This is a genomic window from Rhodococcus sp. IEGM 1408 (assembly GCF_033142235.1).
Taxonomy (GTDB): domain Bacteria; phylum Actinomycetota; class Actinomycetes; order Mycobacteriales; family Mycobacteriaceae; genus Dietzia.
On record NZ_JAWLRW010000009.1, the window covers coordinates 45916 to 70460 of the forward strand.

22 protein-coding genes and 1 tRNA gene are annotated in these 24545 nt (G+C 70.8%); 10 read left to right on the top strand and 13 right to left on the bottom strand.

The annotated features are described in order from the left end of the window. Positions 1 to 4: 4 nt before the first annotated feature. Both R4P08_RS14430 and R4P08_RS14435 read right to left on the bottom strand, forming a co-directional pair. On the bottom strand, positions 5 to 148 hold the full coding sequence (locus tag R4P08_RS14430; RefSeq protein ID WP_317814588.1) for a hypothetical protein: 144 nt from the start codon (positions 146 to 148) through the stop codon (positions 5 to 7). Positions 149 to 157: 9 nt separating this feature from the next. Beyond that, positions 158 to 1351, bottom strand: a complete 1194-nt coding sequence (locus R4P08_RS14435) for an aminotransferase class I/II-fold pyridoxal phosphate-dependent enzyme (RefSeq protein ID WP_317814589.1) — start codon at positions 1349 to 1351, stop codon at positions 158 to 160. 192 nt (positions 1352 to 1543) lie between these two features. Here R4P08_RS14435 and R4P08_RS14440 point away from each other — a divergent pair, with 192 nt between their 5' ends. Genes R4P08_RS14440 through R4P08_RS14450 form a run of 3 tightly spaced genes read left to right on the top strand, consistent with a single transcriptional unit; the run spans position 1544 to position 5286 of the window. Then, positions 1544 to 2587, top strand: coding sequence for an ABC transporter substrate-binding protein (locus tag R4P08_RS14440; protein ID WP_317814590.1), 1044 nt, complete (start codon positions 1544 to 1546; stop codon positions 2585 to 2587). Between the two features lie 34 nt (positions 2588 to 2621). Next, on the top strand, positions 2622 to 4238 hold the full coding sequence (locus R4P08_RS14445) for an iron ABC transporter permease (RefSeq protein ID WP_317814591.1): 1617 nt from the start codon (positions 2622 to 2624) through the stop codon (positions 4236 to 4238). Next, on the top strand, positions 4231 to 5286 hold the full coding sequence (locus R4P08_RS14450; protein WP_317814592.1) for an ABC transporter ATP-binding protein: 1056 nt from the start codon (positions 4231 to 4233) through the stop codon (positions 5284 to 5286). Before R4P08_RS14445 ends, R4P08_RS14450 begins: the two co-directional genes overlap by 8 nt. Before the next feature lie 24 nt (positions 5287 to 5310). Here R4P08_RS14450 and R4P08_RS14455 read toward each other — a convergent pair whose 3' ends face one another. The 3 genes from R4P08_RS14455 to R4P08_RS14465 are packed head-to-tail and all read right to left on the bottom strand — an operon-like array spanning position 5311 to position 9994. Then, the gene (locus tag R4P08_RS14455; RefSeq protein WP_317814593.1) at positions 5311 to 7842 is read right to left on the bottom strand and encodes a PEP/pyruvate-binding domain-containing protein; all 2532 of its coding nucleotides are present in this window, start codon (positions 7840 to 7842) and stop codon (positions 5311 to 5313) included. Beyond that, the gene (locus R4P08_RS14460; protein ID WP_317814594.1) at positions 7839 to 8837 is read right to left on the bottom strand and encodes a TIGR03617 family F420-dependent LLM class oxidoreductase; all 999 of its coding nucleotides are present in this window, start codon (positions 8835 to 8837) and stop codon (positions 7839 to 7841) included. Before R4P08_RS14460 ends, R4P08_RS14455 begins: the two co-directional genes overlap by 4 nt. Further along, positions 8834 to 9994 carry a hypothetical protein gene (locus R4P08_RS14465; protein WP_317814595.1) on the bottom strand — a complete coding sequence of 387 codons (1161 nt, stop codon included), beginning with the start codon at positions 9992 to 9994 and terminating at the stop codon, positions 8834 to 8836. Before R4P08_RS14465 ends, R4P08_RS14460 begins: the two co-directional genes overlap by 4 nt. A gap of 52 nt (positions 9995 to 10046) precedes the next feature. Here R4P08_RS14465 and R4P08_RS14470 point away from each other — a divergent pair, with 52 nt between their 5' ends. Beyond that, the gene (locus R4P08_RS14470) at positions 10047 to 10691 is read left to right on the top strand and encodes a TetR-like C-terminal domain-containing protein (RefSeq protein ID WP_317814596.1); all 645 of its coding nucleotides are present in this window, start codon (positions 10047 to 10049) and stop codon (positions 10689 to 10691) included. A 24-nt stretch (positions 10692 to 10715) separates the two neighbouring features. Here the strand turns inward: R4P08_RS14470 and R4P08_RS14475 are convergent, their stop codons facing one another. The 3 genes from R4P08_RS14475 to R4P08_RS14485 form a co-directional block, all read right to left on the bottom strand. Then, positions 10716 to 12392, bottom strand: coding sequence for a DASS family sodium-coupled anion symporter (locus R4P08_RS14475; protein WP_317814597.1), 1677 nt, complete (start codon positions 12390 to 12392; stop codon positions 10716 to 10718). 91 nt (positions 12393 to 12483) lie between these two features. Further along, on the bottom strand, positions 12484 to 13968 hold the full coding sequence (locus R4P08_RS14480; RefSeq protein ID WP_317814598.1) for a family 43 glycosylhydrolase: 1485 nt from the start codon (positions 13966 to 13968) through the stop codon (positions 12484 to 12486). Between the two features lie 106 nt (positions 13969 to 14074). After that, entirely contained in the window at positions 14075 to 15709 is a 1635-nt protein-coding gene (locus tag R4P08_RS14485; protein ID WP_317814599.1) for an AMP-binding protein, read from the bottom strand. 140 nt (positions 15710 to 15849) lie between these two features. On the opposite strand from R4P08_RS14485, the gene R4P08_RS14490 reads away from it, so the two are divergent. Beyond that, a complete protein-coding gene (locus R4P08_RS14490; RefSeq protein ID WP_317814600.1) occupies positions 15850 to 17001 on the top strand; it encodes an acyl-CoA dehydrogenase family protein in 1152 nt (383 codons plus the stop codon). A gap of 79 nt (positions 17002 to 17080) precedes the next feature. Beyond that, positions 17081 to 17626 (top strand): isopentenyl-diphosphate Delta-isomerase, encoded by a 546-nt coding sequence (gene idi, locus R4P08_RS14495; RefSeq protein ID WP_317814601.1) that lies wholly within the window; start codon positions 17081 to 17083, stop codon positions 17624 to 17626. Between the two features lie 71 nt (positions 17627 to 17697). On the opposite strand, the gene purD is transcribed toward idi, so the two are convergent. Both purD and R4P08_RS14505 read right to left on the bottom strand, forming a co-directional pair. Then, complete coding sequence (gene purD / locus R4P08_RS14500; RefSeq protein ID WP_317814602.1) at positions 17698 to 18954, bottom strand: phosphoribosylamine--glycine ligase; 1257 nt, start codon at positions 18952 to 18954, stop codon at positions 17698 to 17700. A gap of 38 nt (positions 18955 to 18992) precedes the next feature. Next, the gene (locus R4P08_RS14505; protein ID WP_317814603.1) at positions 18993 to 19697 is read right to left on the bottom strand and encodes a TetR/AcrR family transcriptional regulator; all 705 of its coding nucleotides are present in this window, start codon (positions 19695 to 19697) and stop codon (positions 18993 to 18995) included. Between the two features lie 129 nt (positions 19698 to 19826). On the opposite strand from R4P08_RS14505, the gene R4P08_RS14510 reads away from it, so the two are divergent. After that, positions 19827 to 20255 (top strand): HIT family protein, encoded by a 429-nt coding sequence (locus tag R4P08_RS14510; protein ID WP_317814604.1) that lies wholly within the window; start codon positions 19827 to 19829, stop codon positions 20253 to 20255. A gap of 30 nt (positions 20256 to 20285) precedes the next feature. Here the strand turns inward: R4P08_RS14510 and R4P08_RS14515 are convergent, their stop codons facing one another. The 3 genes from R4P08_RS14515 to R4P08_RS14525 form a co-directional block, all read right to left on the bottom strand. Continuing rightward, a complete protein-coding gene (locus R4P08_RS14515; RefSeq protein ID WP_317814605.1) occupies positions 20286 to 20675 on the bottom strand; it encodes a nuclear transport factor 2 family protein in 390 nt (129 codons plus the stop codon). Positions 20676 to 20696: 21 nt separating this feature from the next. Further along, on the bottom strand, positions 20697 to 21104 hold the full coding sequence (locus R4P08_RS14520) for a nuclear transport factor 2 family protein (RefSeq protein WP_317814606.1): 408 nt from the start codon (positions 21102 to 21104) through the stop codon (positions 20697 to 20699). Between the two features lie 159 nt (positions 21105 to 21263). Continuing rightward, positions 21264 to 21336, bottom strand: a tRNA-Thr gene (locus R4P08_RS14525). Between the two features lie 76 nt (positions 21337 to 21412). On the opposite strand from R4P08_RS14525, the gene R4P08_RS14530 reads away from it, so the two are divergent. The 3 genes from R4P08_RS14530 (at position 21413) to R4P08_RS14540 (ending at position 24537) form a co-directional block, all read left to right on the top strand. Beyond that, positions 21413 to 22795, top strand: coding sequence for a threonine/serine exporter ThrE family protein (locus R4P08_RS14530; protein ID WP_317814607.1), 1383 nt, complete (start codon positions 21413 to 21415; stop codon positions 22793 to 22795). 69 nt (positions 22796 to 22864) lie between these two features. Further along, a complete protein-coding gene (locus tag R4P08_RS14535) occupies positions 22865 to 23053 on the top strand; it encodes a hypothetical protein (RefSeq protein WP_317814608.1) in 189 nt (62 codons plus the stop codon). 32 nt (positions 23054 to 23085) lie between these two features. Next, entirely contained in the window at positions 23086 to 24537 is a 1452-nt protein-coding gene (locus tag R4P08_RS14540; protein ID WP_317814609.1) for a trehalose-6-phosphate synthase, read from the top strand. Positions 24538 to 24545: the final 8 nt, after the last annotated feature.

The window sequence follows — 24545 nt, forward strand, 5'->3', positions numbered from 1 at the left end:
CTGGTCAGGAGATCATCGAGCCACCGGTGGACCCTGCCAGGATCTCGCGCGCGTTCTGGTAGACCTGCTCCACCGTGAGCGGGGCCTGCAGCAGCAGCCACGGCCGGGTGAAGTAGACGATGTTGGTGATGATCTCGGCGGAACCCATGAGTCGACGTTAACCTCTTCGATCCCCCGCCGGGGTCAACACGGCCTCCAACCGGTCCATCGCCTCCGCGATCTCCGCGGTGTCCCCGGCAAAACTCAGCCGGACGGTGTGGGATCCGTCGACGGTGTCGAAGTCGACGCCCGGCGTCAGCGCGACCCCCGTGCGCTCGAGGACCTCCGCGCACCACGCCACCGAGTCGTCGGTCCACCGCGCGACGTCGAAGTACGCATAGAAGGCGCCGTCGGGCGGGGCGATCTCCCCCACCCCCAGCTCACCGAGCCGCCGCAGGACCAGCTCGCGGTTGCGCGCATACCGCTGCACATGCAGATCCAGCTCGGCGGTGGAGTCGGCGGTGAACGCGGCGACGGCGGCGAACTGGGCATCCGCCGGCGGGCAGATGGTGAGGTTGCCGACCAGCCGGTCCACCGGGTCGCGCAGGTACTCCGGCAGGAGCATCCACCCGATCCGCCAGCCGGTCATGGAGAAGTACTTGGAGACCGAGCCCATCACCACCGCCTCGCGGCTGGTGCGCCACGCGCTCGCGCACTCCCGGCCGTACGTCACGCCGTGGTAGATCTCGTCGCTGATCAGCAGGGTGCCGTTGGCCTCACACCACCGGGACAGCGCGGCCAGCTCGTCCGCGTCGATGATCGTGCCGGTGGGGTTGGCGGGGCTGGCCACGATGAGCCCGGCCGGTGCGTGCCCCAGCTCGTCCGCGACGGCCTCGAGCTGCGCGACCGTCGGCTGGTAGCGGGTCTCCGCCCCGCACGCGATCTCGCGGACGCGGCAGCCCAGCGCCTGAAGGGTGTTGCGGTAGGCGGGGTATCCGGGGCGGGCCATGACGACCGTGTCGCCGGGGTCGAACGCAGCCAGGAAGAGGACGGTGAAGCCGCCGGAGGAACCGGTGGTGACGACGACGTCGTCGGCCGTCACGTCCACCCCATCCCGTCTCCGGTGATACCCCGCGATCGCCTCGCGGAGCGGCCGGATACCCAGCGCCTCGGTGTACCCGAGGATCTCCGTCTCCAGCGCGTGGTGCGCGGCAGCCAGCACCGGGGCGGGTGCCGGGGTCGAGGGCTGCCCCGCGCACAGGGAGATCACGTCCCCGTGGGTCTCCTGCCGGCGGGCCGCGGCGGCCAGGACGCTCATGACGTGGAACGGCTCGACAGCCGAACGGCGGGAGGGCTCGCGAGGGACGGACATGGCCCCGACGCTAGCGCCCGGCCGGTCACGGCTGGTGGAGCAGGGTGGCCCGCCGGTGAGGCCGCCCTCCCCGGGGACGAGAAAGATTAATCTCCCGTTCAGGAGAAGGCCAGCGGAGGAGAATCCTGGGATGTCACGGTGGAACGTCACGGATCACCGTGGCCCGTCGGCGATCGAGGAGCACACAGCACAATGACCCACACCGCTCGAATCGGCAAGCGTGTCCTGACGCGGGCGACCGCACTCGCGGCGGTCGGCGCCCTCGCGCTCACGGCGTGCGCCGAGCCCGACGAGGAGGGCGGGTCCGCCGCCGGCGGCGGCGCCTCCGGCACCGTGACGCTCTACACCTCGGAGCCCCAGGCGAACATCGACGAGATCATCGCGGCCTTCAACGAGGAGCAGCCCGGCATCACCGTCGAGGTGTTCCGCGCGGGCACCGGAGACCTGCGCGCACGCATCGCGGCGGAGCAGGCCACGGGCGACATCGGTGCCGACGTCCTCCTGGCCGCCGACGTCCCGACGTTCGAGGGATACAAGGAGCAGAACCTGTTCCGGGAGTACTCCCCGGAAGACGCCGATGCCCTGGTCGAGGTCGCGGCGGACCCCGACGGCTACTACGTGGGGACGCGGATCATCCCGACCGTGCTGGCCTACAACACCAACGACGTCGCCGAGCCCCCGACCTCGTGGGCCCAGCTCACCGAGCAGGGTTTCACCGACCGGATCGTCCTGCCCAACCCGGACATCTCCGGCGCGGCGGCCTTCAACGCCTCGGCGTGGAGCCTGCACCCGGACCTCGGCCCGGAATGGATCCGGGGCCTCGGCGCGAACAACCCCCAGGTCGCCGAGTCGAACGGCCCGGTCGCCCAGGCGGTCGCCGAGGGGTCGCGCCCGATCGGGATCGTGGTGGACTACCTGGTGCGCGATCTCGCCGCGGCGGGATCGCCCATCGCCGTGAGCTACCCGGAGGAGGGCGTCCCCTACATCACGCAGCCGGGGGCGGTGTTCGCCGACGCCCAGGATCCCGAGGCCGCCGAACTGTTCCTCGACTTCATCGTCTCCAAGCGGGGCCAGGAGATCGCCGTCGAGCAGAACTACCTGCCGGTCCGCGAGGACGTGGGGACGCCCGAGGGGGCGCCGTCCCTGGACCAGATCACTCTGTTCGACCAGGATCTCGCGGCGATCGCACAGAACCAGGCCGACGCCGTGTCGGCGTTCAACGAGGCGATCCGCTGACGCTGCCGACCCGCCGCGATCATCGACCCGTCACGTGACCCTGCCGATCCGGATCGTCCTCTGGGCCTCACTCCTCGGAGTGGCGGTCCTGCCCCTGGCCCTCGTCGTGTCGCTCGGGTTCGGCGCGAACCACCTGCCGCTCCTCCTCGACGGCGGGATCGTGCAGGCCGCGGTGAACAGCGTGACGACCTCGCTCGTGGCGGCGATCGGCGCGGTCGTGATCGGCACGGTCATGGCGTTCCTCCTCGACCGCACCGACCTGGCCGGGCGTCGGCCGCTCAAGCTGCTCCTGCTCACCCCGCTGTTCGTGCCACCGTTCATCGGCGCGATCGCCTGGGCCGGCCTGGTCACGCGGGGCGGCCTCGTCGACCGCACGGTGGGCTTCGCGCCGTGGGAGTTCTACGGTTTCTCGGGGGTTGCGTTCCTGCTGACGCTGCACAGCTACCCCGTCGCCTATTTCGTCGTGGCCGCGGCCCTGCGCAGGGTCCCGGCGGACTTCGTGGACGCGGCGCGGATGGGCGGCGCCACCCCGCTGCGAACCCAGCTGGACGTCACCCTGCCGCTGATCCGGCCGGCGATCACCGCGGCGTTCACGCTCACGTTCGTCAGCAGCATCGGCGACTTCGGCATCCCGATCATCGTCGGGGTGCCCGGCGGCTTCGACACCCTCTCGACCATGGTCTACCGGTACCTCGAGTCCGGGACGGTCGGCTCGCCGCTACAGGTGGTCTCCCAGATCGGCATCATGCTGCTCGTGCTGGGCGTGATCGGAACGCTCCTCGATCGTCGGATGTCCAGGAAGGTCGTGGAGTTCGGCGAGTCGGGCCGGGAGTTCGACACGCTGTCGCTCGGCCGGGCGCGGGCCGGGGTCTCAGTCGTGGCGTGGACGTTCGGGCTCGTCACCACCCTGGCCCCGCTGTTCGGCCTGCTGGTCCGGTCCCTCCTGCCGGCGCCCGGGGTGCCGCTGACACCGGAGACGATCACGCTGGGCAACTACGAACGCGTGCTCACCTCGGCGCAGACCATCAACGGTGCGACCAACTCGGTGGTCCTGTCGATCGGCGCCGGAGTCCTCTGCGGGATCCTCGGCCTCGCGGTGGGGTTGTTCACCACACGGCTCGCCCGCGCCGATCGCGAGCCCATGTTGCTCACGGTCCTGCTCCCGCAGGCCGTCCCCGGTCTGGTCATCGCCACGGGATGGCTCATCCTGGGCCGGTACGCCGGGATCTACAACACCGGCTGGGTGATCCTCGGCGCGTACGTCACCGCGTTCGCCGCGATCGTCGTCCAGACAGTGCGCGGACCCCTGGCCGGCATGCACTCCTCCATGGAGGAGGCGGCCAGGATCGGAGGGGCGACCCCGTTCCGCGCGCACCTCGACACCAGCGTGCGCCTGGCGTTACCCGCGGCCGGGATAGGCGCGATCATGGTCGTCGTCACGGCCGTCCGGGAACTCACCCTCTCGGTCCTGCTCGTCTCACCGGGGACGCAGACACTCGGGGTCGTGATCTTCCAGTACCAGCGCGCGGGCGACTTCAACGCGTCCTCGGCGCTCTCGGTGATCCTCATGCTGGTGGGCCTGGTGGTACTGGCGTTGTTCGGGTCCCGGTTCACCGGGTCCGACTCGGAGACAGGAAAAATCAATGTCTGAACTCGACGCCAGAGGGGTGGACGTGACCTTCGGCGCCACCCGCGCGCTCGATTCCGTCGACCTGCGGGTGGACCCCGGCCGCATCCTCGCCCTCGTGGGCCCCTCCGGCTCGGGCAAGTCGACGTTCCTCCGCGCGGTGGCGGGTTTCGTCACCCCGGACGCCGGCACCATCCGGGTCGGGGGACGCACGCTGGTGGGGGACGGCCACACGGTCCCGCCCGAACGCCGGGGTCTGGGCATGGTGTTCCAACATCACGCCGTGTGGCCGCACATGAGTGTCGCCGAGAACGTGGGATACCCGCTCCGCCGTGCCCGCTGGAACCGCGCGGATCGGGAGAAGCGGGTGTCGGAGGTGCTCGCGACCGTCGAACTCGCCGACTTCGCCGACCGGGCACCGGACACCCTCTCGGGCGGCCAGCGGCAGCGGGTCTCGCTGGCCCGGGCCCTGGTCGCGCGGCCCGACGTGTTGCTGCTCGACGAGGCGCTCTCGGCCCTGGACGAGCCGTTGCGGGCGAACCTGAGGTTGATGCTGCGCAGGCTCGCGGCGGAGAACGAGCTGACGATGGTCCACGTGACGCACGATCGGGACGAGGCGTTGGCGATCGGCGACCAGGTCGCGGTGCTGGACCGGGGTCGGCTGGTCCAGGCGGGGTCGCCCGCCGAACTCGATTCGTCGCCCAACAGCGAGTTCGTCGCACGGTTTTTGCACGACGCGGCGTGTGTGCCCGGTCGCATGGGTGACGACGGGTTCCGCTCGGACGACGGAGGTCTGCTCGTCCCCACACAGGCCCTGGACTTCCCGTCCGGGCCCGTCCACGGTCCCGCGCACCTCGCGCTCACCCCGCACGGGGTGGAGCTCGCAGCCCAGCCGACCGGGGACGCGGTCCTCCCCGTCGAGGTCGTCACCAGCCTCTACGGGCGTGCCGGCCGAACGGTGATCTGCCGTTCAGGTGACCTCGAGATCCGCGTGCTCACCCAGGAGAGGGACTACGTGCAGGCGACCGCCCGCGGCGTGCGGGTCCGGCGGGGCTTCGTGTACTCCCGGTAGACGCGGGACCGGGGGTCCGCACCCCTACGTCGCGCCCGGATGCGGGTGATCGAGCCGCGTCACCACTCCCCTGTCTCCGTCCACGCGGACACGATCGCCCGTACGGAGCGTCTGCGTGGCCACCAGGGTGTTGACCACGCAGGGCAGTCCGTACTCGCGCGCCACCACCGCGCCGTGGGAGACCGAGCTGCCGATGTCGGTGACCAGCGCCGCGATCACGGTGAAGTACGGCGTCCACCCCACGTCGGTGACCGGGGCCACCAGGATCTCTCCCCGCTGCACCTCGCGAGCGTCCACGATCGACCTCGCCACCCGCACCACGCCCTCCACCGAGCCGCGGCTGGCGGGGCGGCCGACGATCTCCCCGCCGGCCGCCTCGCCCGCCGCTTCACCCTGGGCCCGGGCCCGGGCGATGATCGGCACCGGCCGGCCCACCGCGACGTCTTCGAACTCCAGCGCGTCCTGGAACGCCAGCGCCTCCCGACGCTTCAGCGCTCGCGTCACCAGCTCGCTGATGTCGGCCGAACCGGTGACGAGGTCCAGCTCCGCGCGGTCGAAGAAGAACACCAGATCCGCATCCGGCAGGCGCCCGGACCGGGCCAGCACCTCGCCGAGGTGGCGGTAGCCCAGCTTGAGCGCGTGCGCCATCCGCGCCATCTTGGACTTGGTCTCCTCGCGCCCACGAGCCCCTTCCTGTGCGAACCGGGCGAGCAGCCTGATGACGGCCGATCCGGGCTCATCGACGTGCACCGAGGCCGGCCCGCGATCGGGCGAGACCCGAGCCGAACGCACCATCACCTGCATCATCGCCCCGAGCCCCTCCGGATCCTCGGCCCAGGACGGGTCGCGCATGCACAGTTCACGGTAGCCGCGGTGCCCGTGGCGGGCGAGGAACCTCCGCAGCGCCACCCCGGAGGCGCTGCTCGAGGCCGACACCGCGCGGACCGCGTCCCCGGGCTCCGCGGCGAGGAACTCCTCGGCGGCGGTTCTCGAGAGGCCGGTGTTCGAGGGGCCGGCGTCGGCCGCGATGGCCCGCACCACCGCGTCCAGCTCCTCCAGCATGAGCGCGCTCTCCACATCGGAGGCCCCGGCCATGAGCCGCGCCGCGTCGGTGCGACCGGAGTCCTCGCTCCGCCCGTTCTTCACCGCCTGCTTGATCAGGACGCTCTCGAGGATGTTGGCCGCGACCGCCGCGCGCGAGGACGACCGCACGTGGGTCAGCGTGACGTCGCAGTACAGCTCGACTCCGGCCTCCAACTGCGCCAGCACCAGCCTCGGATCGTCGCTCGTCGGGATCGGCCAGCCGGCGATCTGCTCGCCCAGCCGCCGGATCGCGGGCCCGGCCGACAGCGCGTGCGTGGAGAGCCGGATGGTGTTGCTGAGCCGGCGCAGGAAGGGTTTGGGCGGCTTGGGCACCAACTCGTCCACCACCCGCCCGCAGATCGAGGTGGAGAACTGCTCCAGGGAATTGCCCACGAGTCCCGAGCTCAGCGCGGTCCCCTCGGTGAGGTTGAGGAACATGTGCCCGGAGAAGTAGCCCACCTGGAGCCACGGTTGCTCGTAGCTCGGCTGGGCCCGCGCCACCACCTGGATCTTCTGCATGGCGTAGTCGATCGCGAACCCGGAGACCGACGCCGTCAAGGGGCAGAACGCCCCCGGCATCATCTCGCCGATGTTGCAACGCGTGTAGACGTGGTCCGCCCCTGCGAGCGTGGAATCCATCTCCCCGAGGTCGCCGGGCAGGGTGGTGATGGGCCGGGCCTGCAGCCACCACAGCCGGCCCGACTGATCGATGGCCCATTCGAGATCCATCGGGATGCCCCAGTGCCGCGCGGCGGCCAGTGCGCCGGACCGGATGGCGGCGATCTCCCCGGGGGACAGCACGACCTCGTCGTCGTCGGTCTCATGAACGGCCACCTCGTGAACGGCGACCTCGCCCCGGGAATCCAGGACGATGTGCTCCGGCGACGCGGTGCCGTCCACGAGCGCCTCGCCCAGGCCGGGGACCGCGTCGATCACCATGAGGTCGCGGCGGCCCGACGCCGGGTCGGCGGTGAACACCACTCCGGCGGCGCGCGCGTCGACCATCTGCTGCACCACCAGGTGCATCGGGACGTCGGGAGCGGCGGTGTGGTCAGCGTGGTCCGACGTGGAGCTGCCGGGCACTGCGCGGTAGGACGAGGCGCGGCGGGATGCCACGGAGTCCACGCAGGTGCGCACGGCGGCGGCAAAGCCCTCGGCGGAGTCCACGCCCAGCACCGTGTCGTACTGGCCGGCGAACGACTGGTCCACCCCGTCCTCCCCGGCCGCCGAGGACCGCACGGCCACCGGCGTCGCGCCCGCGTCGGCCATGCGGTCGAACCACCGGGCGACGGTGTTGGAGGGACTGTCGTCGACGACGACGAGGTCGGCCGAGGCGTCCGCGATCACGAACCCCGGCGGCACGTCCAGGCCCAGGCGCCGGAGTTCGGCCAGGCCTGCGGCCTTTCCGCCGTAGCGGGCGTCGGTGATCTGCTCGAACTCCACAGTCCGGGCCGGGGCGGTTCGCGGCGTCATCGGTCGCCCGCCAGCGCGTCGACGATCTCGGCGAGCGCGTCGGTGGCGATGGGGCCCGTCTGATAGAGACAGACCCGGTCCGAGACCCCCTCGACGCGACCGCGGACGTGCTCGGCCACCTCGGCCGGGGTGCCGCAGGCGGCGATGGTGTGCAGGATCTCGTCGCTGATCAGCGAGGTCATCTCCTGCCACCGGCCCTGCTTGGACATCGCGTTGAGCTCGGGCTGGAGATCGCCCCAGCCGTGCGCGTCGAGCACCGGCTTGTACGCAGGCGTAGAGCCGTAGAAGGCCAGCAGCCGTCGGGTCGACAAGTGGTCGTCGTCCCGCCCGGTGGCCACGGAGACGATCACCTCGGGCACCACCTCGAAGTCATCCTCGTTGCGGCCCGCGGCGGCGAGCCCGGCGCGCACGGCGGGCATCGTGTTCTCGTGCAGGAACTTCCGGGTCCCGAACGGCATCACCAGCAGGCCGTCGGCCACCTCAGCGGTGGCGCGGGTCAGCCGCGGTCCGAGCGCGCCCAGGTAGAGGGGCGGCGGCCCGTACGGGGTGGGCGGCGGCACGAAGGTCGGGGTCATGAGGGTGTGCCGGTAGTACTCGCCGCGGAAGTTCAGCCGCTCTCCGGTGGCCCAGGTGTCGAAGATCGCGCGCAGCGCCCCGACCAGTTCCTTCATCCGCTCGACGGGCCGGTCGAACTCGGTGCCGTAGCGCTTCTCGATCTGCGCCCGCACCTGCGTGCCCAGGCCCAGGATGAACCGGCCCTCGCTGAGCAGCTGCAGGTCGTGGGCCTGATGGGCCAGCTGGATGGGGTTGCGGGGGAACCCGATGGCCACGTTGGACATCACGTCCAGGCCCTTGACCTGCGACGCCAGCACCAGGGGGGTGAACACGTCGTGCGGTCCCTCGAAGGTGAACACGCCGGACGCGCCGGCCTCCTTGAGCGCCTCCGCGCGGTGGACGGCGTCGGTGGGGCCGAACAGGGCTGTCATGACCTTCATGCCTGAACCCCCGCACCCGAGCCCGCGTCCGAGCCCGTTCCTGCGCCCGCGACGTCGGTCCAGTCGGTGAAGCCCGACGGGTGGTGCGGGCCGATCACGCCGTGCTCGAACAGTCCGGCGCCCTCGCGGGTCGTCCCGTCGGCCTCGGTGCACACGGCCAAGCCGACGTGGTCGATGAGGCTGAACGCCGCCCCCGCCATCACCTGCGGATCGGTGAGGTCAAAGCTCACGCGTTCGGTGAACCCCTCGCCCTTCCAGCTGCCGTGCGCCCACGAGGAGTCACCGCCGTAGCCGGACCCGAACGCGATGGGGGCGTAGAGCTTCGACTCGACGTCCAACGTGATGCGGTCGCCGGCGCGGTTCATGAACTCCACGTGGACGCCCCGGGGGATCCTCGTTCCGGGCGTGTAATCCACCTGGACCCGCACGCCGTCGAGCTGCTCGACGCGGCCGTCCCGCCAGCGGCGCGTGCAGTCGTACATGCTGCGGTGGCCGTCGGGGTCCTCCTGCAGGATGAGGAACAGCTGGTAGTCCTCGAAGGCCAGCGGCAGGTAGAGCCACCACATGCCCCGGAACGCGGCGTCGGGCCGGCCGGGCGGCTCGGCTTCGCCCACCGGGCGGATCCCCCACGAGCGGTCTCTGGCGGCGATCGACGAGGAGCGCGTGACCTCCAGCCGCTCGCCGTCGACCTCTATCCACCCCTCCCACGTGCCGACCTGCGCGAAGCGGCTGGCCTGCAACGTGACCCGCCGGTCGGTGAGCATCGAGTGCGGTTCCTCCATGGCGGCCGGGAACAGCCCGCGCCAGGTCAGGTCGGCGGAGATCCCCTCGGTCGGCGCCAGCGTCAGGCGCAGCTCCTGCAGCGGTTCGATCACCTCGAGGCGGTAGCCGCCCACGTGCGGCTGCAGGCGGTCGTCGTCGATGGCATCGCTCAGGTGCACCGCGGTCTGGGTGTCGCCGCGCCTGACCACGAAGTAGGCGTCCTTCACTCCCAGCCGTGGGTAGTAGCCGATTCCGGTGAGCACCATGAAGCGGCCCTCGCGGTCGAGCACGTTGAAGTACGAGCGGTCGTAGAAGTTCCGGTCGGATGTGGCCGGCCAGGTGACCGGGGCGTGCGTCTGGTGGATCGGGTACTCGTCGAGCGGGCTGAGGTTCACGGTGCTCTCCCTGGCAATACGATGCACGCTGCATTGGAACTATGGTGAGCCCATGACAGCAGACGGCGGCACGGTTGGCGGGGAATCAGCCAAGTCCGCCGCGGGGCGGTGTGACGGGCGACCAGGTGCCGGCCGGCCTCGCGACGGCAGGATCGACGCGGCGGTCATCGCGGCCACCCGGGAGCTGCTGCTCGAGACGGGGTATCCGGCGTTGTCCCTCTCTGCCATCGCCGCCCGCGCCGGAACCACCACCGCCGCCATCTACCGGCGCTGGTCGGGCAAGACGGAGCTCGTCCACGAGGCGGTCCTGGACGCCGGGGCGATTCCCGTCCCGGCCCGCTCCGGCGACATCCGCGCCGACATCAGGGCGCTGGTCGAGACCATCCGGGCGATGTTCGACCGGCCCGAGGTCCGGCTCGCGCTCCCGGGCCTGATCGCCGATACCGTCGCCGACCCCGAGGTCCACGACCAGATGATCTCCCGGCTGGCCGGGAACCTCGCCGCGTTCGAGACCCGCTTCGGCCAGACCCGCCGCGGCGGCGACCAGCTGCCCATGCTCGCCGAGGTGGTCGCGGGCACGGTGATCTTCCGCCTCCTCGTCCGCCGGGACGCGGCCCTCGACGAGGCCTGGGTGGACGAGATGACCGAGCTGATAACCGGCCGCTGGCCGTCCGGGACGTCGCTCGACGGCGCCTGATCTGCCGGCGCGGGCCCGCCCGCCTCAGACGGTGAGCCCGAAGACCCACACCAGGAGGGTCATGGTGACCAGCGTGATCAGGACGAGCCCGATGATGTTGAGCCACAGTCCCCCGCGGATCATCTGGCCGATGGTCACGTACCCGGAGCCGTAGGCGATCGCGTTGGGCGGGGTCGCCACCGGGAGCATGAACGCGCAGGTGGCGGCCAGCGCCACCGGGACCGCCAGCAGCATCGGGTCGACCTCGAGCCCCAGCGCGACCCCGCCGGCGACCGGCAGGAACGTGGCCGCCGTGGCCGTGTTGCTGGTCAACTCGGTGAGGAAGATGATCCCCGCCGCTGCGACCGCGACCAGCAGGATGACCGGCAGCGCCCCGAGAGCACTCGCCTGCTCGCCGATCCAGTCGGTCAGCCCCGAGCCGGAGAACTGGGCGGACAGCGCGAGGCCGCCCCCGAACAGCAGGAGCACACCCCAGGGCAGGCCCAGTGCGGCGTCCCACGTCAACAACCGGACCCCTCGTGCGGTACCAGCGGGCAGCAGGAACAGCAGCAGACCCGCGAGCAGGGCGATACCGGCGTCCGAGATGGGCCGGGTTTCGAACAGCAGCGGCACCGCGACCCAGGAGACACCGGCGGCCACGAAGACGGCCAGCACGCGCGTCTCGCCCGAGGACACCGGCCCGAGTTTGGCCAGCTCGTCGTCGAACAGCGCCCGCCCACCGGGAATCCGCTCGATCTCCGGCTTGAACAGCACCTTGGTGAGCAGGAACCAGGTGATCACCAGCATGACCGTCGCCAGCGGCAATCCGACCAACATCCACTGCCCGAAGCCCAGCTGGATGTCGTGCTCGGCGCTGAGGTACCCGGCGAGCAGGGTGTTGGGCGGGGTCCCGATGATCGTGGCCAGCGACCCGACCGACGCCGCGTACGCGATGCCGAGCATGAGCGCGGTGCCGAAGTTGGACCGGATCACCGCCTCCTTGACCGCGTCCGACCTCGGGTCTGCCGAGGCGTCCATCTCGGGCATCCCGGACGCCTCCTCGCCGCCGTCCCCGTCCGCACCGCCGCGGGATCCGGTTCCCAGTTCGGAGGCGAGCATGAGCACCGAGACGCCGATCGGGAGCATCATCACGGCGGTGGCCGTGTTGGACACCCACATGCTCAGGAAGGCGGTGGCGATCATGAACCCCGCCACCACCCGGGTCGACCTGGTCCCCATCGCCCGCACGGTGAGCAGCGCGATCCGCCGGTGCAGGTTCCAGCGCTGCATGGCGATCGCGATGAGGAAGCCGCCCATGAACAGAAAAATGATGTTGTTGCCGTATTGCCCGCCCACGTCGTCGACGGAGATCCCGTCACCGAGCACCGGGAAGACGATCAACGGGACGAGCGCGGTCGCGGGGATCGGGATGCACTCGGTCATCCACCAGATGCCCAGCAGGACGGCGACGGCCGCGGTGAGACGGGCGTTGTGCTCGAGGTCCCCCGGCATGAGCACGTACACCAGTACGGCCGCGGCGAGCCCCGCGACGGTTCCCACCACCTTGCGCAGGAACTCGTTGCGCGGCACCGCCTCGTCGAGTTCCCCCGGGGACCTGTGTCTGACTTCGACGCCCCGGTTCGGGTCCGGTTCCAGGCCCCGCAGGTGCGGGGCCATCACGATCCTGCGGTTCTCGGGCCGGTCTGGCTCCTCGGTTTCCATCGCACTCTCCGTCACCGGTCACCGACCCCGGCGCCGCCCACCGGGGTGCTGTGGGATCACCGTAGGCCCGTTCCCGGCCCGGGGCATCCGCTCAGCCTCCGAGTGATCCCAGCGGTGCCGATCCGAGCGCTCCGGAGCCCAGCGAGAGCGAGCCGTCCGGCGCGACCTCGAGGCCGAACACCGCCAGTTCCTGCGCGGCGCCGCCGACGGTGGTGCGGACGGACACCACGAGTTCGTACCTGCCCGGCGCGAGCGGCGCCGCCGGCCGCAGGGTGAGCGCGCGGGTCACGGATCCTCCGGCCCCGACGGCGACCGGCACGCTCGGCGCATCCGCTCCCTCGACGACGACCGGCAGGTCGACGCGACGTTTGTCCGGCCCGGTGAGGGTGGCCCGCACCTCGCCGGAGTAGGCGATGCCGGTGGAGTCGATCCGCACCGAGGCGTCGACCACCTCTCCCTCACCGTCCGGCCGCAGCGCCGCCTCACCCACCGCGGTGAGCCGCACCGGCAGTTCGACGTACGGGTCGGCCGGTCGCACCGAGGACGGGGTGCCGCTGCCATCACCGACGACCGGCCACCGACCGTCCCTGTCCGGCACTTCGACCCAGTTCAGGCGGTCGAGCATCATGTAACGGCGCTGCACGCCGTTGGGCAGGACGGCGCTTCCCCGGGGCGAGGCATGGTAGAGCATCCAGTCCTGCTGTTGGTCGTCGGTGACGACGTCGACGTGGCCCGGGCCCACCCAGTCGTCGTCGCCCTCGAGGATCACGTCCCCGGGCAGGGGGACGCCCGGCCCCTGCGGCTGTACCAGCGGCCGGTCCAGCCGGTCGCGGTACGGGCCCATCAGGGTGTCGGCGCGGCCGCCCAGCACGCGGTACTGCGAGACCTCGCCGTTGCAACACAGGCCGGCGCTGGTGAACAGGTGGGTCTTGCCCGCCCTGCTCACCACTGCCGGCGCCTCCACCCCGGTGCCGGCCAGCAGGACGGGGTCGCCCTCCAGTTCCGTGCCGGCCGCATTCATCGGCACCGCGTGGATCCCCTCGAAGTTGCCCATGACCATCACGGGGGCCTGACCGGTGCGGAACACGACCTCGGGGTCCATGGGGTCGAGGTTCGCGCCGCGGTAGTCACCGAAGCACACGATCGGCTCGGCGCCGTGGGCCCACGGGCCCTCGATGCCCGGGGCGGTAGCCATTCCGATACAGGGCGTCTGGCCACCGGTCGAGTAGTACATGACCGCGCCGGACCCGGTGACGTGGACGTCGGGCGCCCAGAGGAACGAACTCGCCGGCGCCCAGGCAGGCCGGGAGCCGAAGGCGTCCCCCACGTACTCCCACTCCACCAGGTCGAAGGACCGGAAATGCGGGATAAGCCGCCGCCCAGCACCGTCCGCCCAGTCGTCGGAGGAGGCGTAGACGTGGTACGCGCCGTCCGGCCCCTTCTGGATGGACGGGTCCGGCGCGATCGAGGAGATCACCGGGTTGGCGGCGGCCGGCACCGCCACGGCCACCGCGACCAGGGGGACGACGACGAGGATCGCCGACGCGAGGGCACGGGCACCGGCAACGAGCGTCATCCGGCGAGGATAAGCCCCCCGGCGCCGCTGGTGGGCACCTACGTTGTCCGCCTGAGTTCTGGGGCGCCCGTCAGCTCTGGGCCAGCCGTCAGCTCTGGGGCGCCCGTCAGCTCTGGGCCGCGCGCTCCTTGCGGAGGAGGAAGCGCTGGATCTTGCCCGACGGCGTCTTGGGCAGCTCCCGGACGAAGTGGATCCGCCGGGGGAAGGCGTGGGCCGCGAACTCGGTCTTGACCCACTTCTGGAGCTCGACCGCCTTGTCGTCGTCGCCCTCCACCCCGTCACGGAGGACCACGTACGCCTCGAGGACCTCACCGGCGAGTTCGTCGGGGACGCCGATGATCGCGGACTCCAGGACGTCCGGGTGCTTGGCCAGGACGGACTCCACGTCGAAGGGCCCGATGCGGTAGCCGGACATGATGATCACGTCGTCGTCGCGGCTGGAGAAGTAGAAGTGCCCGTCGGCGTCGAGCTTGGCCGCGTCACCGGTGTAGTACCAGCGGCCGTCCTGGCTGAAGCGCTCGGCCGTCTTCTCCGGCGCCTGGTGGTATCCCGTGAACCACATGAGCGGGCTGGCGGGGACGTCGATCGCCACGCGGCCCAGCTCACCGGCCGGCGCGGTCTCGTCGGCGTCGGCGGCGAGCACGGTGCAGGCCCACCCCGGCAGCGGCACGCCCATCGAGCCCGGGCGGACCTCCTCGCGCAGCGAGTCGTGCCACGGGTTGATGATGAACATGCCGTGCTCGGTCTGGCCGTACTGGTCGCGGACCTCGACCCCGAACTGCGCGATCGACCACTCGATCACCTCGGGGGTGAGCGGCTCACCGGCGGCGGAGGCCCGGCGCAGCGTGATGGCCGGGGCGATGTCCCGCTTGGCGCGCATCGTGCGGTAGACCGTCGGCGCGGCCGCGAAGTTGGTCACGCCGTAGTACTGCAGGACGGCGAACGCCAGCTCCGGGGTGTAGCGGGCGTGTAGCAGCAGGCTGCGGCGGCCCACGGCCAGCGGGCCGAGGATTCCGTAGTAGAGGCCGTAGGCCCAGCCGGGGTCGGCGCTGTTCCAGAACACGTCGTCCGCGCGCACGTCCAGGCCGGTCTCGATGTACTGGTGGAACGCGGCGAGCGCCCGGACGGGCACCACGACGCCCTTGGGGGTGCCGGTGGTACCGGAGGTGAAGAGCATGACCATGCCGGCGTCGGGCCCGGTGACCGCGGCGGGGCGCCCGGGCTCCTGGGCGCCCGAGATCGTGGCGAGGTCGAGGTCGCCCTCCCTGGCCTCGGGGCAGTCGGCCAGTCCGGCGACGACGACGGGCACCGCCACGCTCTCGAGCTTCCCGCGCTGATCGGCGTCCGTGACGACCACCTTGGCGTCGCCACCGCTGAGGCGCATCTCGATGGCCGGCCACGCGAACGCCGTGAACAGCGGCATGTGCACGGCCCCGAGCCGCCAGATGCCCACGAGCGTGAAGACCAGATCGGCCGACTTGGACATGAGCGTGGCCACCCGGTCACCCTGACCGACTCCCAGGTCGGCGAGCGCCGCCGCCGCCTTCTCGCTCCCGACCTTCAGCTCGCCGTAGGTGATGTCGCGCCCGCTCAGATCGGGATCGACGACGGTGAAGGCCACGGCGTCAGGATCGTGTCGGTCGCAGAGGAACTCCGCCGCGCTCGCGCCCGGGATGTCGTAGATCGCCAGCAGCTGCTCCGGGGACAGGGGCGCGTGGACGGGCGCGGGGTTCTGGGTCATATCTGACGATTCTGGTGCAGGAACCTCGCCCGCACCACCCACCGACGGGCACCCCCGCTCTCGGGGCTGGCATGGCGCCCCGGGGTCCGTGCACTCTAATGGGAGATCCGCGTTATTCCCGCACGAACCCGGAGGACACCATGGCCGTGGACCGACTGCTCCCCAGCGACGAGGCGTACGAGCTCCTCGACATGACGCGTTCGGTCGCGGACAAGCTGCTCGAGCCGATCGCCGCCGAGCACGAGCGGAACCACACCTATCCCGAGGGGCTCTTCGCCCAGTTGGGTGAGGTCGGGCTGTTGGGCCTGCCCTACCCGGAGGAGTTCGGCGGCGGCGAGCAGCCCTACGAGGTGTACCTGCAGGTGCTGGAGGAGCTCGGAGCCCGCTGGGCCGCGGTGGCCGTGGCGACGAGCGTCCACGGCCTGTCCTGCTTCCCGCTGGCCACCGCGGGCACCGACGAGCAGAAGGCGGAGTGGCTGCCCGGGATGCTCGCGGGCGAGCAGATCGGCGCGTACTCGCTCTCCGAGCCGCAGGCGGGGTCGGACGCCGCGGCGTTGAGGTGCCGTGCGGTCCGTGAGGGCGACGGCCCGGGCGCAGAGTACGTGGTCACCGGCACCAAGTCGTGGATCACCCACGGTGGCATCGCCGACGTCTACAACACCTTCGTCCGCACCGGCGAGGGGTCGCGGGGCATCTCGTGCCTGCTCATCCCCCGCGACACCGAGAACCTGCATTTCGGTAAGCCCGAGGAGAAGATGGGCCTCAACGGTGTGCCCACCACCACCGCCGCCTACGAGGGCGCGCGGGTCGATGCCGGCCGCCTCCTGGGCGCCGAGGGCGAGGGCCTGCGCATCGCGTTCTCCGCCCTGGACTCGGGCCGGCTCGGGATCGCGGCGGTGGCCACCGGCATCGCCCAGCGCGCGCTCGACGACGCCGTGGCCTACGCCAACGAGCGGGAGGCGTTCGGCAAGACCATCATCGGCCATCAGGGCCTGGGCTTCCTCCTGGCGGACATGGCCGCGGCCGTGGCCTCCGCCCGCGCCACCTACCTCGACGCCGCCCGTCGCCGGGACGCCGGCCGCCCGTACTCGCGTCAGGCCTCGATCGCCAAGCTCATCGCCACCGACGCCGCGATGAAGGTGACGACGGACGCCGTGCAGGTGCTCGGCGGCGTGGGCTACACGCGGGAGTTCCCGGTCGAGCGGTACATGCGCGAGGCCAAGATCACCCAGATCTTCGAGGGCACCAACCAGATCCAGCGCCTGGTGATCGCCCGGGACCTGACCAACTGAGCCCGGCCGGTCGCGGCCGACCGAACCGGCCGGTCGCGGCCGTACGCCGGGAGGGGAGACATTGCCTAGGGTGGACACCATGTCATCGCACACCGATGCCCCCGCGGCTGAGCTCGTCGTCCTCCTCGACGAGACCGGCCGCCCCACCGGCACCGCCGACAAGGCCACCGTCCACACCACAGACACCCCGCTCCACCTCGCGTTCTCGTGCCACATCCTGGACGACGAGGGCCGCGTCCTGCTGACGCGGCGGGCGCTGGACAAGCTCACCTGGGCCGGGGTGTGGACCAACTCGGTCTGCGGTCACCCCGGCCCCGGCGAGGACCCGACCGAGGCGATCGTGCGGCGGGCCGAGCAGGAGCTCGGGACCCGCGTGGACGGGATCGAGCCGGCGGTGCCGGACTTCCGCTACCGGGCCGTCGACGACTCGGGCATCGTGGAGAACGAGATCTGCCCGGTGTTCACCGCCCGGATCCGCGCCGATCTCGCGCCGCGGGCCGACGAGGTCTGCGCCCACTACTGGGCCCGGCCCGAGGATGTCCGGGCGGCCGTCGACGCGGCGCCGTTCGCGTTCAGCCCCTGGCTGGTGGCGCAGGTGCCCCGGATGGCTCTCTACAACCGCTGAGGTCCGGCCGTGGTGACGCCCTCGTCGTCGTCACGGTGGGGTGCCCGGGGCAGGGCGGGTCGGGGCGGGGGTCAGCTGGGGATGCTGATGAGCCCGTCCTCGGCCGCCTGACCGATGTCCCGGCGGAAGTGACCGCCGCCCAGCTCGACGCCGTCGAGGATCCGGTAGGCCTCCGCACGAGCGGCCGCCAGGTCGGGACCGGTTCCGACGACCGACAGGACCCGGCCCCCGGCCGACACCAGACGCCCCTCGGAGTCCGTCGCGGTCCCCGCATGGAACACCCCCGGCTGCTCGGCGCCCCCGATGAGGTCGCCGCGCCGCGGGGTGGACGGGTAGTTCTCGGCGGCCAGCACCACGGTCACGGCAGCGCCGTCACGCCACACCAGCGGCGGGAGCTCGGCGAGACGGCCCGTGGCCACCGCGTGCAGGGTCTCCCCGAGCGGCGATTCGAGCAGCGCGAGCACCGCCTGGGTCTCGGGGTCGCCGAACCGGCAGTTGAACTCCACGACCTCGGGTCCCGACGCGGTGATCGCCAACCCGGCGTAGAGGAGACCGGAGAATCCACAGCCGCGGGCGACCATCTCGCGGGCGACGGGCTCACACACATCGCGGACGATCCGCTCGACCATCCCCTCCGGCAGCCACGGCAGCGGCGTGTAGGCGCCCATCCCGCCGGTGTTGGGCCCGCGGTCGCCCTCCCCGACGCGCTTGTGGTCCTGCGCCGGCAGGAGCGGCACGACGGTCTCACCGTCGACCAGGCAGAACAGCGAGACCTCGGGCCCGTCGAGGAAGGACTCGAGGAGCACCGGGTGGCCGTCGTCCAGACAGGCCAGCGCGTGAGCGTGGGCGACCGAGCGATCAGGAGTCACCACGACGCCCTTGCCCGCGGCGAGTCCGTCGTCCTTGACCACCCAGGTGGGGCCGAAGCGGTCGAGCGCCTCGTCGAGATCGGCCGGCGAGTCGACGATCTCGGCCCGCGCCGTCCGCACGCCGGCAGCGGCCATGACGTCCTTGGCAAAGGCCTTGGACCCCTCGATGCGGGCGGCCTCCGCAGAGGGGCCGAAGACCGGGATGCCAGCAGCGCGGAGGGCGTCGCCGACTCCCGCGACCAGCGGCACCTCGGGCCCGATCACCACCAGGTCCGCCTCGAGCCTGCGGGCGAGAGACGTGACGGCGGCCGGGTCCGTCACCGCGATCCCGTGACACGTGGCCTGCACCATGCCGGGATTCCCCGGTGCGGCGTGCAGCTCGGTCACCGCGGGATCCGCAGCGAGGGCGACGAGGAGGGCGTGCTCACGGGCACCGGAACCGATCACGAGAATGCGCACATCGACCACAGTAGCGCCGCCCCTGGGAGAGCCCGCGGTCACCTGGGCAGGTCGGTGATGATCCCGTTCGGCAGAGACGCCTCATCGCGGACGCGCAGACCCTCCTCGGTGAGGAGGTCCGTCATGCACAGGTCGATGGTGCGCGCCGTCACGCGGTCGGCTTCCGGCGCCTCCGCGGGGAAGAGACCGAACATCGCGTTGGCACAGAGACCGTCGAGCCCGGCCCACAGCACGCGCTGCTCCCTTATCCGCGTCCCGGCCCGGAACGTGCCCGCCTCGACGCCGTAATCGATGATGTCCTGGAAGGGCTGACAAGCGGCCCAGGCATGCTCCGCCACGTTCAGCGAGGAGCCCGTCGTCTCCATCATCATCCGTGCCCACGCCGGCTCCGCGGCGGCGAACTGCACCAGAGCGACGCCCGCGTTGCGCAGGTCCACATAGGCCGCGAGCACCGGTGCGTCGTCGGCGCCCGTGACGCGGGGCACGCTGATCTGCTCGCTCATCGCGACGAAGCCCTGAGCCGAGACCTCCTCGACGAGCTGCTGCCGGTTGGCGAAGTGCCGGTACGCGGCGGTCGCGGAGACGCCGATCACCGGGGCGATCTCCCGCAGGACGATCGCCTTCTCGCCGTGTGTCCGCGCGCGGGCGGTGGCCTCGAGGATGATCGCGTTCCGGAGGTCTCCGTGGTGATAAGCCTTCTTCTTCACCGTTCCCGCCGCCGTCGGTACTGATAGCTCGACCATGTCGAAGCTCCTTCGCCATTCTGGGGGACCGGGATGCCGTTCACTTTTCGAATCGGCGCACACATCATTACACCATTAGCAACCGCACATCTGCGTCAGCCGGGCACCCGAGTTCCGTAGACTGGACACATGTCGACGGTATTCAGCAAGATAATCGCCGGTGAATTGCCGGGAAGAATAGTCTGGGAGGACCCCGACGTGGTCGCGTTCCTCACCATCGCGCCCGTCGCGGCTGGGCACACTCTCGTCGTCCCGCGGGCGGAGATCGACCGCTGGACCGACCTGGAGCCGGAACTTCTGACACGGCTCAACGTGGTCGCCCAGGCCGTCGGCAAGGCCGTGCTCGAGGGCTTCGGCGCGGTTCGCGCCGGATATCTCATCGCGGGATTCGAGGTGCCGCACACCCATATCCACGTCTTCCCGGCCAACGACATGTCCGGATTCGATCTGTCCCTCGCGAACCCCGACACCCCGGCGGAGGAGTCCGACGCGGCCGCCGTCACGCTCCGGCGGTCGCTGCGCGAGCTCGGCTACGGCGAGTTCGTCCCCGCCGACTGACCGCGAAGCAAGTGGACGAGCCCCGCGCGGTCAGTGGCCGAGCGCTCGGGTGACCTCCACCATGTCCTGGTAGTCGCTCCACTCGCACACCAGGCCATCGCGCACCGTGAAGAAGGAGCCGACCCCGAGCTCGATGCGCTGCCCGCCGATGGTGAGATACGTCGTCCGATTGATGGCAGCGGTGTCGCCCGAGGACAGGATCCGATGGATCTCCACCCGGACATCGCTGGAGACCTGTCCGTTGAACTCGATCACCTGGGCGACGCCGTCGTGGCCGAACACCTCTTGGATCCCCTCGATCCGCAGCACCACGTCGGGAGCGCACAGGGCGGTCGCGGCGGCCACGTCCCCACGGAACGCCGCCTCGATCAGCTCCCTGGCCACGTCACCGGATTCTCTACGTCGTCCGTTCTGGTCCATCGTGTCCGCCCCCGTTGGTAATCACGCTGAAAACTGGTTCATCGGATGCATGTCCTTGTAGTCCGACCAGCGAGTGACCACCCCGTCCTGCACCTCGACGAACGAGCAGGCCGGGATCTCCACGCCACCTTCGGGCAATGTGTACTTCTCCACGCGCCTGATGGCGACGATTCCGGGTTCCGCCAGCACGGCCTGGACCCTCGAGTTCAGGAATCCGGACAAGCGCGCGAAATCTTCGATGATGTCGCGGACACCGTCGTGCCCTTCGTAAGAGCGGAGGTGCCCGCCGTTCGTGTAGACGATCGACGGCGAGGACAGAGCCAACGCGGTCGCCTCGTCGCAGGACGTGACGGCTTCCATCCACGCGAGGGCCACTCGACGCGCGGAATCCGCGTCCCCTCCCCTACTGTCCTCGAATTCGCTCGACATCCGGGACACCATACATACGAAGCTGAGAAAACTAAACATGTGTCGTTCGTACATATGACGCGCCTTCCGAGGGCGCGTGGACAATCCCGACGAATGGTCCGCGGGCGCCCGTGACGGACGCCCGCATACCGGGACGAACGCGCCATCCCGGGGCGAGAGAGCTGGAGAAGGGACTTGAACCCTCAACCGCCCGATTACAAGTCGGGTGCGCTACCAATTGCGCCACTCCAGCAGGGTCCCGGCTCGACCGGGATCCGGCTCACATCCTAACCGGCAGGCCGTCAGAGCTCTTGACTACGGTGTGCACCGTGGAGAACCGCGACGCACCGGCACCGTACACCCGCCCCCTGGCGTGGCTGGGCCTGCGCAAGTCCACTATGGACCTGGCGGTCGAGCCGCCACTGTCGCCCATGGCGCCGGTCAACCTCGACGACGACGCGGCCGTGACCGATGTGCTCAATCTGGCACTCGAGATCGCCGGCATCCTCCTCTCGTCCGGGGAAGGCGCCGCGGACACCGTGGCCCAGAGCGAATCCGTCGCCGCCGCTTTCGGCCTGCCGGGCGCCACGGTCGAGGTCACCTTCACCTCGCTGACCATCGGGGTGAACCGTCGCCGGGGCCGGCCCCCCATCTCGGTCATCCGGGTGGTCAACTACCGCACCGTCGACATGACCCGGATGACCCGCGTGGCCCGGCTCATCGACCTCATCGTGCGTCGACAACTCACGGTCGAGGAGGCGACGGCCGAGGTCGAACAGATCGTGGCCTCCCCGCACCCGCACTCGTTCCGCGTCGCGGTCCTGGGCTGGGCGATGCTCGGCTGCGCGGTCGTCATCCAGGTGGGTGGCAGCCCACTGGCCGGGCTGATCTCGATGGTCTCGACCTTCGCGCTGATGTACACCAACCGCTACCTCGATCTACACCGCCTGCCCACCTTCTTCCAGCAGGTGGCCGGGGGCGCGATCGCCGCGGGCTGGGCGCTGGCGGCCTACATCGTGCTGCAGGACCACTTCATCGAGATCCAGCCGTCCCAACTGGTCGCCGCGGGGATCATCGTGCTCCTGGCCGGGCTCACCCTCGTCGGCGCGATCGAGGACGCCATCACCGGTTTCCCGGTGACCTCGGCGGGCCGCGGCGTCGAGACGATGATCCTCACCGGCGGGATCCTCGGCGGCATCACCATCGCGCTCGCGTTGTTCGCCCGTCTCGGGATGTCGCCTCCGCCGATCGACCCGTCGATCGCCGGGAACGCCCCGTTGCACGTGGCCGTGCTCGCCGCCGGCGTCGGGTCCGCCGGGTTCGCGGTGGCGAGCTACGCCACCGTCCGCGCGACGATGCTGGGAGCGGGCGTCGGCGCGATGGGCATGTTGATCTACCAGAGCGTCATGTCCACCGGCCTCGGTGTGGTGGTGGGCTCGGCTCTGGCGGCGTGCGCAATGGGCCTCTTCGGCGGCATCCTCGCCCGCATCGCGACGGTCCCGCCGCTCGTGGTGACCGTCGCGGGCATCACCCCGCTGCTCCCGGGCCTGTCGGTGTATCGGGGACTGTCGGCCCTGACGAGCGACCAGACCGGCATCGGCCTCGGTCTCATGTTCCAGGCGCTGGCGATCGCGGTGGCACTGGCCGCGGGCATCGTCTTTGGCGAGTGGGTCACCCGAAATCTGCGCAGGTCCGCCGCCGCCGACCAGTGACGTAGAATGAACGCGGACGATGTGGCCCCTGCGGGCCCGTCGTCCGACACCGACCACTGGAGGACACACATGGCATCCGCCGCTGCGACAAGCAATGAGCCCGAGCTCGACGTCGATCTCGAGTCCGTCGCCGCCGAGACCGTCTACCAGGCACAGAGGATCGTGGCGTCCTACGCCGCCGACGCCGACGAGTGCCTGATGCTCCTGGAGATGCTCGGGATCGGCCCCGAGAAGATCGACCCGGACGACGAAGAGTGACGGCACCGCGGTAACGGTAGAGGGGGACGGGGATGACGGGCGCGACCGAGCAGACGCCACCCGACGAGGGGGCCGACTTCGTCGTCGTCGCCAACCGCCTGCCCGTCGACCTCGTCCGTGGCAAGGACGGCACCGAGCGCTGGGAGGCCAGCCCCGGCGGCCTGGTGACCGCGCTCGAATCCATCCTCAAGGCCAATCACGGCGCCTGGGTCGGGTGGCCGGGCGTCGCGGACGCCGATCCCGACCCGTTCGACGCCGACGGCATCCGCCTGCACTCGGTCAGGCTGTCGGCCGAGGACGTGGAGCTGTACTACGAGGGCTTCTCCAACGGCACCCTGTGGCCGCTCTTCCACGACGTGGTGGTGCCGCCCGAGTACCACCGCGAGTGGTGGAACGCCTACGTCGCGATCAACCGGCGATTCGCCGAGGCCACCGCCGCGGCCTCCGCCCGTGACGCCACCGTCTGGGTGCAGGACTACCAGCTGCTCCTGGTCCCCCGGCTCCTGCGCGAGATGCGTCCCGATCTGACCATCGGGTTCTTCCTCCACATCCCGTTCCCCCCCGTCGAGCTGTTCATCCAGCTGCCGTGGCGTTCGGAGATCGTCGAGGGGATGCTGGGTGCCGACCTGGTGGGTTTCCACCTGCCCGGCGGCGCGGACAACTTCCGCATCCTGGCGCACCGGCTCGGCGGCTACCCCTCGGTGCGGCTGCGCTCCACCCGGGGGCGGGCCTCCGAGATCCGGGTGGGCGACCGCAAGGTCCGGGTGGGCGCGTTCCCCATCTCCATCGACTCCGCGGCGATCGATGCCGCCTCCCGCACCCGCGAGACCCTCGCCCGCGCCGCGCGCCTCCGCACCGAACTCGGCTCCCCCGAGATCCTCCTGCTGGGCGTCGACCGCCTCGACTACACCAAGGGCATCGACGTCCGGCTGGTCGCCCTCGAGGAACTGTTCGAGGAAGGTCGACTCGAGACCGCCGACGTCACCCTGCTGCAGCTGGCCACCCCCAGCCGCGAGCGCGTGGAGCAGTACCAGATCATGCGCTCCCGGATCGAGGAGTCCGTGGGCCGGATCAACGGTCGCTTCGGCGACATCGGACACCCCGTCGTCACCTACATTCACCGGCCCGTTCCCAAGGAGGAACTAACCGCGTTCTACGTGGCGGCCGACGTCATGTTGGTCACCCCGGTGCGCGACGGCATGAACCTCGTGGCCAAGGAGTACGTGGCCGCGTGCTCGGACGGCGACGGGGCGCTGGTCCTGAGCGAATTCGCCGGCGCCGCCGCAGAGCTCCGCCAGGCCTACCTGTGCAACCCGCACGACCTCGACGGCGTCAAGGACGCGATCATGGCCGCCGCCACCGATCCCGCCGAGGACCGGCGACGGCGGATGCGGTCGCTGCGCCGCCAGGTCCTGGGCAACGACGTCCACGTATGGGCACGCCGGTTCTTCGAGACCCTCGACGCCACCTCGGACGACGACTGAGGCTCAGC

Coding starts and splice junctions, on each gene's coding strand:
- R4P08_RS14430 (WP_317814588.1), bottom strand. CDS start 148: ATGGGTTCCGCCGAGATCATCACCAACATCGTCTACTTCACCCGGCCG.
- R4P08_RS14435 (WP_317814589.1), bottom strand. CDS start 1,351: ATGTCCGTCCCTCGCGAGCCCTCCCGCCGTTCGGCTGTCGAGCCGTTC.
- R4P08_RS14440 (WP_317814590.1), top strand. CDS start 1,544: ATGACCCACACCGCTCGAATCGGCAAGCGTGTCCTGACGCGGGCGACC.
- R4P08_RS14450 (WP_317814592.1), top strand. CDS start 4,231: ATGTCTGAACTCGACGCCAGAGGGGTGGACGTGACCTTCGGCGCCACC.
- R4P08_RS14455 (WP_317814593.1), bottom strand. CDS start 7,842: ATGACGCCGCGAACCGCCCCGGCCCGGACTGTGGAGTTCGAGCAGATC.
- R4P08_RS14460 (WP_317814594.1), bottom strand. CDS start 8,837: ATGAAGGTCATGACAGCCCTGTTCGGCCCCACCGACGCCGTCCACCGC.
- R4P08_RS14470 (WP_317814596.1), top strand. CDS start 10,047: ATGACAGCAGACGGCGGCACGGTTGGCGGGGAATCAGCCAAGTCCGCC.
- R4P08_RS14475 (WP_317814597.1), bottom strand. CDS start 12,392: ATGGAAACCGAGGAGCCAGACCGGCCCGAGAACCGCAGGATCGTGATG.
- R4P08_RS14480 (WP_317814598.1), bottom strand. CDS start 13,968: ATGACGCTCGTTGCCGGTGCCCGTGCCCTCGCGTCGGCGATCCTCGTC.
- R4P08_RS14485 (WP_317814599.1), bottom strand. CDS start 15,709: ATGACCCAGAACCCCGCGCCCGTCCACGCGCCCCTGTCCCCGGAGCAG.
- R4P08_RS14490 (WP_317814600.1), top strand. CDS start 15,850: ATGGCCGTGGACCGACTGCTCCCCAGCGACGAGGCGTACGAGCTCCTC.
- idi (WP_317814601.1), top strand. CDS start 17,081: ATGTCATCGCACACCGATGCCCCCGCGGCTGAGCTCGTCGTCCTCCTC.
- R4P08_RS14505 (WP_317814603.1), bottom strand. CDS start 19,697: ATGGTCGAGCTATCAGTACCGACGGCGGCGGGAACGGTGAAGAAGAAG.
- R4P08_RS14510 (WP_317814604.1), top strand. CDS start 19,827: ATGTCGACGGTATTCAGCAAGATAATCGCCGGTGAATTGCCGGGAAGA.
- R4P08_RS14515 (WP_317814605.1), bottom strand. CDS start 20,675: ATGGACCAGAACGGACGACGTAGAGAATCCGGTGACGTGGCCAGGGAG.
- R4P08_RS14520 (WP_317814606.1), bottom strand. CDS start 21,104: ATGTCGAGCGAATTCGAGGACAGTAGGGGAGGGGACGCGGATTCCGCG.
- R4P08_RS14535 (WP_317814608.1), top strand. CDS start 22,865: ATGGCATCCGCCGCTGCGACAAGCAATGAGCCCGAGCTCGACGTCGAT.
- R4P08_RS14540 (WP_317814609.1), top strand. CDS start 23,086: ATGACGGGCGCGACCGAGCAGACGCCACCCGACGAGGGGGCCGACTTC.